The 13,169-nt window shown below is 41.1% G+C and carries 9 protein-coding genes; 6 read left to right on the forward strand and 3 right to left on the reverse strand.

Annotation, left to right across the window (positions count from 1 at the left end):
* Window positions 1-2: 2 nt before the first annotated feature.
* Entirely contained in the window at window positions 3-3,002 is a 3,000-nt protein-coding gene (locus DSM03_RS15830) for a SusC/RagA family TonB-linked outer membrane protein (protein WP_128763347.1), read from the reverse strand.
* A gap of 1,979 nt (window positions 3,003-4,981) precedes the next feature.
* On the opposite strand from DSM03_RS15830, the gene DSM03_RS15835 reads away from it, so the two are divergent.
* The 6 genes from DSM03_RS15835 to DSM03_RS15865 all read left to right on the forward strand — a co-directional run bounded on the left by DSM03_RS15835 (window position 4,982) and on the right by DSM03_RS15865 (window position 9,132).
* Window positions 4,982-5,461, forward strand: a complete 480-nt coding sequence (locus DSM03_RS15835) for a helix-turn-helix domain-containing protein (protein WP_128761906.1) — start codon at window positions 4,982-4,984, stop codon at window positions 5,459-5,461.
* Window positions 5,462-5,867: 406 nt separating this feature from the next.
* Window positions 5,868-6,626, forward strand: coding sequence for a hypothetical protein (locus DSM03_RS15840; RefSeq protein WP_128763348.1), 759 nt, complete (start codon window positions 5,868-5,870; stop codon window positions 6,624-6,626).
* A 1-nt stretch (window position 6,627) separates the two neighbouring features.
* A complete protein-coding gene (locus DSM03_RS15845) occupies window positions 6,628-7,098 on the forward strand; it encodes a DUF5675 family protein (protein ID WP_128763349.1) in 471 nt (156 codons plus the stop codon).
* Between the two features lie 161 nt (window positions 7,099-7,259).
* Complete coding sequence (locus DSM03_RS15855; protein ID WP_128763351.1) at window positions 7,260-7,478, forward strand: hypothetical protein; 219 nt, start codon at window positions 7,260-7,262, stop codon at window positions 7,476-7,478.
* Between the two features lie 404 nt (window positions 7,479-7,882).
* Window positions 7,883-8,080: a hypothetical protein gene (locus DSM03_RS15860; RefSeq protein ID WP_128763352.1), complete on the forward strand. Its 198-nt coding sequence runs from the start codon at window positions 7,883-7,885 to the stop codon at window positions 8,078-8,080.
* A gap of 476 nt (window positions 8,081-8,556) precedes the next feature.
* A complete protein-coding gene (locus tag DSM03_RS15865) occupies window positions 8,557-9,132 on the forward strand; it encodes a serine O-acetyltransferase (RefSeq protein ID WP_128763353.1) in 576 nt (191 codons plus the stop codon).
* Window positions 9,133-9,955: 823 nt separating this feature from the next.
* Here DSM03_RS15865 and DSM03_RS15870 read toward each other — a convergent pair.
* Together DSM03_RS15870 and DSM03_RS15875 are read right to left on the reverse strand one after the other, a co-directional pair.
* Window positions 9,956-12,322: a GumC family protein gene (locus DSM03_RS15870; protein WP_236643960.1), complete on the reverse strand. Its 2,367-nt coding sequence runs from the start codon at window positions 12,320-12,322 to the stop codon at window positions 9,956-9,958.
* A gap of 13 nt (window positions 12,323-12,335) precedes the next feature.
* Window positions 12,336-13,124 carry a polysaccharide biosynthesis/export family protein gene (locus DSM03_RS15875; protein WP_128763394.1) on the reverse strand — a complete coding sequence of 263 codons (789 nt, stop codon included), beginning with the start codon at window positions 13,122-13,124 and terminating at the stop codon, window positions 12,336-12,338.
* Window positions 13,125-13,169: the final 45 nt, after the last annotated feature.

Genomic DNA, 13,169 nt, shown 5'->3' on the forward strand with positions numbered 1-13,169 from the left:
CGTTAAAAATTAAGTTTAAGCCCCGCAGTCAGCATGCGTAAAGCGGGTAAGGTGGTTCCGGGTGACTGAGGGTCTAAGCCTCGGTATGCGGTCAGGGTTAACAGGTTTTGCCCCTGCAAAAACACCACACACGAGTTTATACCTAGCATTTCAGCAGGAAGCTCATAGCTAAGCCCTAGCGTTCGCAGTCTAAAAAAAGAGGTATTGGTATAAATGCCGTCACTACTACGAAATCTGGAATTAGCAATTAGAGCTGCTATACCTTGTGATGGTTTTTGAACTCCGGCCTCATCCCCCGAATTTTGCCAGCGTCGGTCGTAATCTTCCTGCAGTATAGCGCCAAGTCTTCCGGGAGGAGTCGTGGTAAAGAATTGCTGCCCGTCCTGTACGACAAACTCCCATAAAAAATCAAGGCTCAGCCGCCCATAGGTAAACTGATTCCTAAAGCCGCCAAAGAGCCTTCGGGTAAGATCTTTGGCTACCATCCGGTCATCAAAGTTGTACACCCCGTCTTCATTTACATCTTCAATGGTATACAATCCGGTTTCCGGGTTTACCCCCGTAAACCGGTAAAGCCGTTGTATGTTGAGCGGCTCCCCTACTCGGTACATCGTGGCATACGAACTCTCTTCAAGGCCGGGAAAGGATACCAGTCGGTTTTGAGGAATGCTTACATTTAGCGAGGCCTGCCAGTTAAAGCGCCCTGAGTGTAAATGGGTAGCGGCTTCAAACTCCCAACCCGTATTTTCTACCGTGGCATCCAGATTGGCCTGTACACTGGTAAAACCCGTGATGGCAGGCAGATTATAGCCCACCAACTGATTGGATGAGCGGTTGCGGTACCAACTCGTATTAAAACGTAATTTGTCGTTCAGGAAACCCAGTTCTAAGGCCAATTCCAGTTTACGGTTGCGCTCCCACGAATAAATAGGATTGGTCAGTTGGGTGGGATACAAACCTCCCCCGCCCGGAGTGGCGGAATAGGTATCCAAATACCCATAATCCCCTATCTGATCACTTCCGGCGGAACCATAACTCCCGCGTAATTTGGCAAAGAATAAAAAGGTCTTTAAACTTTGCAGCCAATATTCTTCACTCAGGATCCACGCCCCTCCTACAGCCCCAAAACTGGCAAAACGCCGGGACGGACCAAATCGGCTGCTGCCGTCCCGACGCCCGGTTAGATTGAGATAGTATTTACGGGCGTAATTGATACCGATACGCCCAAAAGCGGCTGCATAAGCGTATTCCTGAGTCGTATTATCTGTGGCGCTTAGTTGCTCTGCTGCCGCCAGATTGCCCAGTAGCTGGTCATTTGCATAACCTGTACCCACTATATTGAGTGCTGTATTTTTGCGATGCTGAAAGGTGCTTCCCGCCAGAGCATCCAGATTAAACCTCCCCCAGGTATTGCGATAATTGAGTTGAGGCTCCACAATCCAGGATTGGCGCCCAGCCGTAATATGCAGGGAGCGTGAACGAGCATTCGCCCATAGTGCCGGATCATAAAACCGGATGGGTTGCTCAACAAGCTCTTCACTGGTAAGCAGGGTATAACCTGCACTCAGTCGCGCTTCCAGTTCAGGGGTGATGGCATAGCTTAGACTCAGGTTGCTGATGAGCTGCTGCACTCGGGCTTCACTCTCCCGGCAGAAAGTGGCAAGTGGATTACTCCAACTGGAATTTTCCCAGTTCAACTCTCCGGTATCGGTATACAATGCGGGCGCATTAGGAGCTAAAGTAAGAGCACTACTCACAAAGCCGCTCCCATCAAACTGCTGATTGCGGTCACTGCCAAAGGAAGTACTCAATTGCAACTTAAAACGCTCATCGCTGCTGCGGTGATTGAGGCTCAGATTTGCGGTAAGCTTATTATAATTGAAATCACCGGGAAAGACCGAAGTCTCGTGTTGATAGCCCACGCCCAGGTTATAATAGGTAAGTGCACTGCCACCACTGACTCCCAGATTGACCCCGGTGGTTGCTGCTGTGCCACCAAACAAGGTTTCCTGCCAGTCGGTATACCGATCCGTGTCCCACAAAAGCAAATCAGGGGCATTTGATTCCGTAGGGGTTGCTCCGTCATTGGCAAAGGCTTCCTGCCTTAAACTGATGTAGTCTGCTGTTTTAATCAAATCCAGTTTACGGGGTACGGTGCCGGCCCCGGTATAGACCTGCGTGTTGATACGGGTCTTTTGCTTTCCGCCTGTACCTTTTTTGGTGTTGATCAGGATTACGCCATTGGCCCCACGCGAACCGTATATCGCCGTAGCATCGGCATCTTTAAGCACTTCGATACTTTCAATATTCGCAGGGTTCAGGGTATTGAGCGGGTCTATCCCTCCCGTATTGGCATCAGTAAGCCCGCTAAAGCTGTTAAGCGGGGCACTGTCTATAGGTACCCCGTCAATAATGTATAGCGGCAGGTTACCTGAGTCGCCAAAACTATTACGAAGACTGTTTTGTCCGCGTATTTGTATGCTAGGTGCATTACCTGGTACGCCGCTGCGCTGCACGATAGATACCCCCGCCATCCGGCCCTGTAAAGCGGCTAGCGGATTGGTCACCGGTTGCCGCTCGATCTCTTCAGCGGTTACCCGGGCGATACTGCCCGTTTGCTCCATGCGCGTAGTGTTGTAATACCCCGCATTGATGGTCACTTCACCCAGATCGGTAATGTCCTGCTGTAAGGTGATCCTAAAGCTGGTTTGATTCCCCACCGGCAGCAAGAGGGACTTAAACCCGATATAACTGATACGCAGGGTATCCTGAGGAGTAGCGTAAATCGAGAACTCCCCGTCCATATCGGTTTGGGTACCAATATTGCTATTCGTTAGCGAAATACTTACCCCGGGGATGGGGTGGTCATTCGTGTCGGTAATCCTTCCGGTTACCTGATTTTGAAGGGATGAGGCACTGGCCCACAGGGCACTCAGGCTCATAAAAAGGCATAACAGCCCCGGCAACGCAACCCCCGTAAGGCGCGTAGTCTTATTTTTCATATCTTCGTCGTGTATATTAAACAATAGTTTTTGTTTAAGCGCACGCCTTCCCGCAGACGCCAATCTCGAGGGAAGGCTTTTTTGCTTAATACCCGTAAACGGGTGCTTCTCTTTTTCACAGACCCTAAGGTCTGCAGCTCTTTTTTTAGGGCTAATTCACCGGTGTTTATGACTAAACTATCCAAACCCGAAGGGTCAAACGAATGCCCTCCCTCGGTTCAGAATAGCCGCAGGAAGCTCCGAAGGACAGGAGCGATAGCGACGCGGAGCTGACCAGGCGGTTTTCGCCCTGAGGCGAAAAATTCCTAAGCGAGGGTGTCTTTTCTTTTGTTACTTTTCTTTGGACAAGCAAAGAAAAGTAAGGAACATGCTATAGAACTTGTACTTATTCAAACCTGAAAGGTTTAATTAAAGCATCCAATGTATTTAGGATATTCACTAGCAAAAAAAGTAAGGAACAAACTCGTTTACCTTCTACATATTTTAGTACGTCATAACGTTATTAAAAAATTCGCTACTACACCAGTCCTTATACCATAACAGTATAAGCCCACGCTGCCTGCACTGCACGCAACCCCACCCAACTACAGGCTACTTCGTAGGGAAATAACCCATAACCCACGGGTGACTTAGCGGATTCTACCGTGGCCCCGTAACCACGTGCTTTTTTCATAAATCTTTAGTTTTTTTGTGGTTTATGTATTGTTTTTTTATTCCATCATAGTGGTTTTATCCAAGTGAGATTCTTACTTCTATGCTTGATTTCTCTTTTGTCTTGATACGGCAAAGCATGTATTTGAGCGAGTTGATGCCGCTGGAAAACAAAAGATCAAGGCTCACAAGACGGTATCTAAATTTATCGTTCACTGCACTGCATACGCTTAACTCGGCCGCTCTGGCGGCTTCAAACAGAACCGCCTGCTACGTTCCGCTCAATTCAAATTTGACGATACCTTCTTGTAGGCCGTTTCCAATAGGAACTAAGAATATCATTCTTTAGTTCTCTCTCGGTTCAGAATAGACGTAGGAAGCTACGAGATTTAGGAGCCATCAAACCGAAAGACTAGAGGAATCTCGTTCTTAGTTGTGTAGTAACGTTAAGATCAAGAAATACAATTCTTTAGTCCTCTTTTTCTTCAGTATAGCAGGAAGTTCCCGTTAAAAATTTTCGAAGCCTTGGAGAAAATTTAGGGGACTTATTGCGGTTTTCGCCCTGAGGCGAAAAATACCTAAGAAATGTGCCCAACCTTAATGATCCTAAGAATTCCAATTACAATAGGCACATTCAATCTGACCAAAACCAATAGGCGATACAGATTAAAAAGTGTCTTTTCTTTTGTTAAGCTTGTCCTGAGCGATAGTCGAAGGATTTCTTTGGACAATGCAAATCGACGATAGGAGATTCACGAGCTCCAAAACCAATAAGCGACTGCGAGCTAAAGAAAAGTAAGGAAGACGCTATAGTACCTAAATCATTATTAGATCAAACTAATGCTTCCGTTAGCTCAAGAAATTAAGAATATCACCATGTGTTAACTCATAGGCAAAATCACTTTAAAAAATTAAACACATCACCCCGTGCGGGATGGCGACCATTTTGGCCTAATTGATGTAGGGGAAAAAGGATGCGAAGCTTTATAAAGAGAAGTAGACGACTTTGAAAAAGTAAGTTGAAGATTTTGCAAAAGCCCTTAATACAAAAAAGGGCGTGATTCAACTTATCGATTCGAGGTACTGGTTACCTATACACAATAAGCCGAATGACCCACGCCCGCGGTCGTGAACATCATAGCTTATCATCTCGTTGTTTAAAAATCACCAGTTTTCGAATCGAGATTCAAAGCGAATGCTTCTAATATTTTAGTTATAGAAGGTTCGCAAATATTTAATTATGAAGTAAATATATAATAAATCTATTTAACAACAAATACAATTTATAATATATTTTTTGTTGCTATATAGATTATTCTATTTGATATATGTCAAGATATAAAGACGAACTGTCCTTAGTTAAACTGGGAGCTAACCTAACGAAACAACGTGAAGCACTAGAACTGTCTGTGGAAGATGTTTCTGAAATGACCGGTTTTTCTGCGCAAACCATTCGAAATATCGAAGCTGGTGAGGAGAGTTCATTGTCCTATGTAATTGCGATCTGTCAGGCGCTGGATTTACATCCAACTAAAGCTTTTGACTTTTCTATTAAATTAGAGCCCCGCTTTAAATTATCTGCCGCACGCGCCGAAAAAACGCGACTTACGCAGCGGATCGAGGGATTTGTCGCAAGTGATTATTTTAACCAAGGACGCACTGCTAAAGATGTGGTTTCGGAGCTGAATGAAGTTTATCAAATAAAAACGACTACCTCGGCCGTATCCGTGATTTTAAAGCGCAAAGTTGACGAGCAACTTTTGACCATTGCTAAAAACGGCAAACAACGTATTTATAAAAAAAGCTAATAGTCCTGCCTTTATCTCCCGACGCTTTAACTTAACTAATCATCAACTGGTTAGTGCGATTGTATCTCATACCCTTTCTGGCAGCTACAAGTTTACTATCAAACAAATCTCAGTATGTGCGCGATTGCATCGCGTTCCATTACACCTAAGCCTTAACTAATCTATAAGCCTGCCGACTACTCTAAATAAGCAAACAAATCCTCCGCATACAGACCACACTTCGGGGGGCATGCCTTTGGCAACAGACAGCTTACCCAAGGTAATTTACTCCGGATTGCACGCTTAAAATTGCGTAAAAAGGAGGAACAGTCGGCAGTATCGGCAAAATCGGCACAGATATACCGAGCTGCTGGTTTTCAAGGCTTAAGCCCGCTTTCTTTGTGGCTTAATCAAAAACTTTTTTACTATGGCTAAACAAGCTGGAATTATCAAGTTGGAGGGCACTATCGGAGATATTGCCTTTTACAAAAGTGGAGACGGACATAGGGCCCGTTTCAAAGGTGGGATCAATCGAAAGCGTATCGCTACCAATCCTGCGTTCAAGCGCACCCGGGAAAACGGCGCCGAATTCGGACGTGCTGCAAAAGGGGGAAAACTGCTGCGCAACGCGATACAGGTCATGCTGCAGCAGGCTAAAGACCCTAAAGTCGTGAGCCGCTTGACGACCGTGTTGCTGGCGATCATCAAAACCGATACGGTCTCGCCTCGCGGAAGTCGGAACCTGACCCTGGGCAACCTGGGCTTTCTCAACGGTTTTGATTTTAACGGCAACTCGCCGTTCAAAACCACCTTTCCCGTCCCCTTTGTAGGGAGTTTCGACCGTGCTACAGGAAGTGTGGGACTCGCATTAGAAGCTTTTAACCCGGAAGTACAGATCGCTGCGCCTGCAGGTGCCACGCACTTTAAACTCAGTGCCGGGGTTAGTGAGCTGGACTTTGATAAGGAAACCTCGCTGTTCAAAGCTGTCGATTCGGGTATTTTGCCCTACAACAATGCCCCGGTAGCGGCTATGGATCTCGACCTTGAGATTACCGCTAACAGTCCCCTTGCTGTGGTGCAGGTCTTGAGTATCGAATTTTTTCAGGAGGTAAACGGCACCATGTATCCGCTGCAAAACGGCACGTATAATGCGATGACTGTGGTGCAAACCGATCAACCTGCTTAGTATGGAGTGGGTGCTGCAACGCAGTTATTTCAAAACCGGAACGCTTGGGGCACTCTTTGTAAACGGGAAATTCAGGTGCTTTACCATCGAGCTCCCCTGGCGGGAGAATCGCAGGAATGTATCCTGCATCCCTGAAGGCCGGTATGAAGTAAAACCGCGTATTTCTAACAAGTTTGGAAATCACCTCATTCTGGTTGATGTACCGCAACGCAGTTTGATCTTACTGCATCCTGCTAATGATGCCTTAGGAGAATTGCAGGGGTGTATTGCCCCGGTATCTGAACTTAGTGGTATTGCACGCGGATTACATTCCCGAAGGGCTTTAGAGCGATTACTGGTAATACACCGCGATGCGGTGGAACGCCAGGAGGCTGTATATTTAACTGTAACCTATAATGCTCATGAATATCTTAGAACGTTATCAAAAACCCACCCCGCGGTTTTTCCGCATCCTGCGGGCGGTGGGGATTAGCCTGGCCAGCGGTGGAGCAGCGGTACTCGCTGCACCCGTGGCGCTTCCTGCGGTACTGCTCAGTCTTGCCGGGTATGCGGTCGTCGCCGGAGGTGTCGTTGCTGCGGTGAGTCAGGCGGTGGTTGCCGATGCAGCTTCGGAAACGGAGCAGCAGAAAGCTGATGAACAGTAACTCGGCTTCTTTAAAACTGGGTACCCTGGGCGGAACGCTTGCCGCAGCCCTTCCCAGCCTGCAACGCGATACGCTGCTGGAAGCGATTATACTTGCGGGAGTCGGTGCCTGTGTGAGCTTTGTGGTTTCTATGGTTTTAAAAGTTCTTTTTAAGTATTTACAAAAACGGTTTTTGAAACGAAGTGACCCTAACCAGGAATCGCATTAGTGTGATTTTGGAGTGATTAAACCCTTCTTTCAGATTGAGGTCTGGAGGAAGGGTTTTTTAGGATTGCAAAGTTCGGGTTCGATTTCAGAGTCCGATAATCAGAAATCATTAGGCAATCTCGGTATTCAGTTTTCAGCATGCTGAGTTGGATTTTTGTAAAGGAATAATAAACTCATAATAGCGGTGGCTAAGTGAATTTTACAGAGCGAAGCGCAGTAAAATTGGTATCGAAGCCAAAGCTTTGCCGGTTCACGATTCCAGATTTTAAATGCAAGGATTACGGTGTCTAAACCTCTCAACGGGTACTGGTTTGTGTTAAATTTTATCGGTACTCCGAAAGGCATACCGAAAGATTGTGAATTATTCTTAGGAGGTTTGGGGTTCGATTACAGCTTAAACCGATTATGAAAACCCAACGCTTGTGTATTTTTCCTAAAGACGTGCAGTGCATCACCGGACGCAGTGAGCGGTATGGAAGAAAACTGTTGGCGGATATTAAGTGTTATTTGGGCAAACAACCGCATCAGTTTATAACAGTAGGTGAATTCGCTTCCTATTGCGGGTTGGATGTTGAAGAACTTGCTGCGTATCTCGAAGATTAGCCAATGGGCTTCCTTTTAGTGTTACGTCTGAGCCGGGAGATGGTAGGTCAAAAAAACTAAACTATAAACATCAATGAGTAGAGGATTAAACTAACCAACCCTTATAGTTAGCTTATTTTGATTTTTTTTAAGCATCAAATACCACAAAACACTCAAACATTAATATCCTAACTCAATTAGCTTATTTACCATTAGTTAATGGTATAATTTTTCACAAATTAAATGTTATCATAGGGATTTATATAATTAGGGTAAAATACAATTTATTCTATAAAGCTAAAACTCTGTTTCTATACTAATAAACGCCAATTTCAAAAAATGAGATATAACCTAAAGACATTTCAAAAACAAATTTTACTATTGTTTATCCTTAAATTTTAATTCCCCAATATATAAAAAGACCTTATAACATGGATATATATTATATTTAAGCAAATAAAAACAAGCCAATCAATACAAAGAGTAAAAAATTGCGTATGAGAAGAACATTACTTGTAATAAGTTTTATCCGATTAATCCCACATATAATTTTCTTCAATTTCAGTAAAAACAATGAGATTATAAAATATGATCTTAAGCGCTGGATATCTATAACAGGAGAAACGGAAAAATATGGATTTGTTAAAATAATGACTTTCTATCCTGAGTTTAGAAATTTATTTTACAGAAGAATTGGGATAAGTTCAAACTTTATCAAATGGATTTGTCCTCCATTGAATTCGTTATTTATAATTACTAAAGATATCGGACCTGGATTATTTATTCAGCATGGTTTTGCTACTATTATTGCTGCTAAGTCAATAGGTAAAAATTGCTGGATTAATCAGCAAGTTACAGTTGGGTTTTCTAATGCTACAGACTCTCCGATATTGGGTGATAATGTTGTAATAAATGCAGGTGCTAAAATAATTGGTAAAGTTCATATAGGCAATAATTCAAAGGCAGGAGCTAATGCTGTTGTTGTAAAAAATGTACCTCCTAATTGCACTGTAGTTGGAGTTCCTGCATATATAATAAAAAAAGATGGGATTAGAGTTCATGAAAAATTATAAATATTTGATTATTAAAAACTATATATCTTATATCACCGTAATCTTTTCTGTTCTTTAAACTTTTAAGAGAAATAAGATTAGATTGTCATAAGGTGGGTCTAATTATACACAAATATTCTTTAGGCTTGAATAGTAAGATTCGGAAATGAAAATCGAAGATTTCTGTTATAATAAGAAGACAATTATCTCTAAAATGTCAGAATAGTGATAGAGATTTCTAAAAATTAAAGGGCTAAACGATGTTGGTTAAAGGCAAAATAAGCTTATAGAGGCAATCGCCAGAGTCGTTCTAGGCATTAAGTTTTTGGTTATTAAAATTAGGCAATAAGCCTAGAAAACATTTGCCCTGCAAACATCAAACACATAATATTAACTTATACAATAGCGGACGGTTCTAGAATATAGAATTTATTACAGATTGCTTGATTAGATAGTTTAAAGAAAGATCTTTTCTTTAGGTCAAAACTCTCAATATCTTCCAAAAATTTAGTATGATAATTACGAAAATCTTTTAGACATATGGCAAACAAATAGAGATAAAAAAATAATAGCAACAAATTTTTACCAAAACCTCTTTACAGTTCCTGTCAGAGAGAAATCATATTCATTAGTTACAACCAAGCGAACTTTCAGTTAAGATGTATCAAAACCTAATCAATTAGAAGCTTTAAGAGGAGATTATAGGGTGGACTTCTCCTCATCAATAGTTAGGAATAAGATTAGTAAACTAGTATTACCTAAAAATATTGTGTAAAAAAAAGGATGCTATTCGCATCCTTTTTAGTTCAGTATCTAAAATCTTTTGTCTTTAGTCTGGTAAAGTCTAAAAACTGCTTTTAAACCGTTCCCATAGCGAAGGTTTATCTTGCCCATAGGCATAGCCGTATTTGTTCCCATACCCAAAATTAGCCGTTTTGACATCGTTGATCACAAAACTGATATCGTGCAACTTTCCGTCTTGTTGTGAATCAACCGCAAAATTAATGAGTCGTTTCTCGGTATATCCGGCACGGGTTACATACAGGATCAGGTCTGCATATTTACTGATCAGGAAGGTATCGGCCACCAGCATCGACGGGGCCGTATCTACTATCACATAATCGTACTGCTCCCGCAATTCATCGAGCATACGCCCAAATTTCGATTGGCGCAAGAGTTCTGAAGGATTTGGTGGGATACTCCCCGATAAAAACAATTTTAAGTTGGGATGAAACTTAGAATCATGGATCAGCGATTCCAGTTTATGATCATCATTTACGAGGTAATCACTCACACCCAACAGACTCTTCGATTCGGTATCGTAACGCTGCAACTGCGGGTTTCGCAGATCCGCCCCGATCAACACCACCTTTTTCCCGGTATTCGCCAAAGTCATCGCCAGATTGATACTGGTAAAGGTCTTCCCTTCCCCTTTTACCGTAGAGGTGGTATACAAACAATAGCCTTTGTCTTCATTTTTAGCGTTCACCAATAAATACTGCAGGTTGGTCGTTAAAATTCTAAAGGATTCAGCGAGTACCGAGCGGTCATTCTCCTCGATCAGATCTGAATCTCCCTTTGCGATCCGCGGCAACTCCCCTACAATGGGAATTGCTCGGGTGATTTTCTCCAGATCTTCCCGACGCTCGATTTTATTATTCAACAAGCGTCGTATATATATAATTAAAAAAGGAATCAATATACCTATCAAAAAAGAACCAAAGAAAATTATACTCGACTTTGGGGATACTATTCTATTTGAACTATATGCCGAATCCACAATCTTCGCTTTGGGAGAAGTTGCTGCCAAGGATAGGGAGTTCTCTTCCCGCTTTTGCAATAAGAAAATATATAAGGCCTCTTTAATATTTTGTTGTCTAGAAATGTCGCGAAACTGCCGCTCTTTTGAAGGAACTTTAGAAATCTCACTAGAAATTAAATTTGATTGACTATTTAATTCATTTAATGTCATTTCAAGATTAATTTCATACTGCTTTAAACCTGAATAAATAGTTTTAGACATTTGACCAATCTGACCATCTAATCTTTGAACAGAAGGGTTCAATGAAGTTGCACCTTCTAAAATTCGATTTCTCTGTAATAGTAAATTATTAAACTTTTGGATTTGTTCATTTACACTTGTATTTTCTAATGCAATATTTCCAGGTAATAAATCAGCTTCATCTTTATCATCAATAAAATCTAATAAACTTTCAACATACTCCAATTGTGTTGAAAGTTCTCTAACTCTCTTTCTATATTCACTTGCATTCTCTATATATAAAGTAGACTCTGCTTCAATATTTGTCAGGCTGTTATTTTCCTTGAATTCTTCTAACCCAACCTCAACGGTATCTAATTCTTCGCTAATTATTTGTAGTCTTTCATCTATAAATTGAGCTGTACTAACGGCAATCTCATTTTTATCTTTTATAGCTTCTTTATTGTATTCAAAGATCAACTGGTTTAGGATATCCTGTCCTTTTTGTCTTACAGCGGTTTCTATATTAAGCTCGAGTAAAGTCGCATTCTTTTCAATTACTGCAACTTTAATAGCATCTCTTAGTCCATCAGCTACCATATTAACAGTTGAAACAAAAATCGAAATCTTATTTACTTCACCACTATAATCTCTATTTCTTTTTATTAAAACCTCTCCAAATCCCAAATCAACAATTGAATTAAAATTTGTTTCAACAATAATGGCACCCTCATTAGAGCGCACTATCAATTCACTATTATCACTATTATTTTTTTCAATATAAAATTTATTTTCATTTTCTCTAATCAGATTTTTGAGACTATTATTATCTACACTTAAAAACTCTATTAAGTATGGCGATTCTAGATAAAGCTCTCTTTCTACGAAATTGTCTGAATTAAAATATGCCACATTTAACTTCAATGCTTTTACCGTATTTTGCATCATGCGGTAAGATTGAAATATCCCTATTTCATTTTCAATTTTATTAGATCCCATTCCTCCAAGCAAACCTAATTCTGAAAAACTTTCAAGACTTGCTGCAGGAGCATTTTTTTCATCATCTTTAATAATGACACTCGCAACAGTTTTATATTTAGGAGTTGCCAATTTTAAATAAACAAAGCCTATTCCTAGACTTAAAATCACTCCTAATATAAACCAAGGCCAAAATTTCAAATACTTCCCTAGTTCTTCCCGAAGGTTAAAATCATCTTCGTTATTATACATAATATTTATTTATTTAGCGAGCTATCAAAACGATAAGAGAAACCAAAACAGAAGCTACAGAAATGTATACTGATGCATTTCGATTGTAATTTGCTGCTTGACGCTGTGGCTTATTAGGCTCTACATATACAATATCGTTCTGTCTGAGATAATAATAAGGTGATTCTACTATTCCAGGATCAGTGAGGTCTAAACTCATTTGAATCATTTTTTCTCCTTCTTCTCTTAATACTTTAATATTTTTCCGTTTACCATAAATTGTTAAATCCCCCGCCAGACCAAGAGCTTTGGGCAGACTGATATACTCATCGCTAACGCTAAATGTACCGGGTCGAGCTACCTCTCCTAATACTGTTATTCTAAAATTCGAGATACGTACAATAACCATTGGGTTTTTTATATAAAGTGCAATTTTCTCTTTTAATAGAGCTGCAAGCTCATTTCTGGTAAGCCCTAAAACATTAATTTCACCCAATACCGGAAAGTCTATTTCACCATCATTACTTACTAAATAAGTCTGAATTTGAGGTTGTGTACGATTTGGAGTCAATTCATTATCTAGTATAGTCCCGGTCCCAACCATAGGTAAGTTAAAAGGAATAGCTGCCTCCTGCTCTAAGGCAGTTACCGTTATAGCCAATTGATCATTAGTTTTTATTGTAACATTATTTTGGCTCGATAAATTAAATTCCTTGAATTCCTTAGTTGTAACTTCATCATCTATGAAATAAACTATTTCCTTTCTCGAAACGCAAGAAATGCAGCTCAATAAAACTAACAAAATAACGAACAGGTTCTTCATGTTTACTATAAATTCCATAAGTGATTTTCTATTGGCTGCGAAAAT

The organism is Leeuwenhoekiella aestuarii (genome assembly GCF_004104055.1).
GTDB classification, from domain to species: Bacteria; Bacteroidota; Bacteroidia; order Flavobacteriales; family Flavobacteriaceae; genus Leeuwenhoekiella; species Leeuwenhoekiella aestuarii.

What these genes read in the sequence shown, in the direction of transcription:
- DSM03_RS15840 (WP_128763348.1), top strand. Translation starts at nt 5,868, where the DNA reads ATGGCTAAACAAGCTGGAATTATCAAGTTGGAGGGCACTATCGGAGAT.
- DSM03_RS15830 (WP_128763347.1), bottom strand. Translation starts at nt 3,002, where the DNA reads ATGAAAAATAAGACTACGCGCCTTACGGGGGTTGCGTTGCCGGGGCTG.
- DSM03_RS15845 (WP_128763349.1), top strand. Translation starts at nt 6,628, where the DNA reads ATGGAGTGGGTGCTGCAACGCAGTTATTTCAAAACCGGAACGCTTGGG.
- DSM03_RS15870 (WP_236643960.1), bottom strand. Translation starts at nt 12,322, where the DNA reads ATGTATAATAACGAAGATGATTTTAACCTTCGGGAAGAACTAGGGAAG.
- DSM03_RS15860 (WP_128763352.1), top strand. Translation starts at nt 7,883, where the DNA reads ATGAAAACCCAACGCTTGTGTATTTTTCCTAAAGACGTGCAGTGCATC.
- DSM03_RS15865 (WP_128763353.1), top strand. Translation starts at nt 8,557, where the DNA reads ATGAGAAGAACATTACTTGTAATAAGTTTTATCCGATTAATCCCACAT.
- DSM03_RS15835 (WP_128761906.1), top strand. Translation starts at nt 4,982, where the DNA reads ATGTCAAGATATAAAGACGAACTGTCCTTAGTTAAACTGGGAGCTAAC.
- DSM03_RS15875 (WP_128763394.1), bottom strand. Translation starts at nt 13,124, where the DNA reads ATGAAGAACCTGTTCGTTATTTTGTTAGTTTTATTGAGCTGCATTTCT.
- DSM03_RS15855 (WP_128763351.1), top strand. Translation starts at nt 7,260, where the DNA reads ATGAACAGTAACTCGGCTTCTTTAAAACTGGGTACCCTGGGCGGAACG.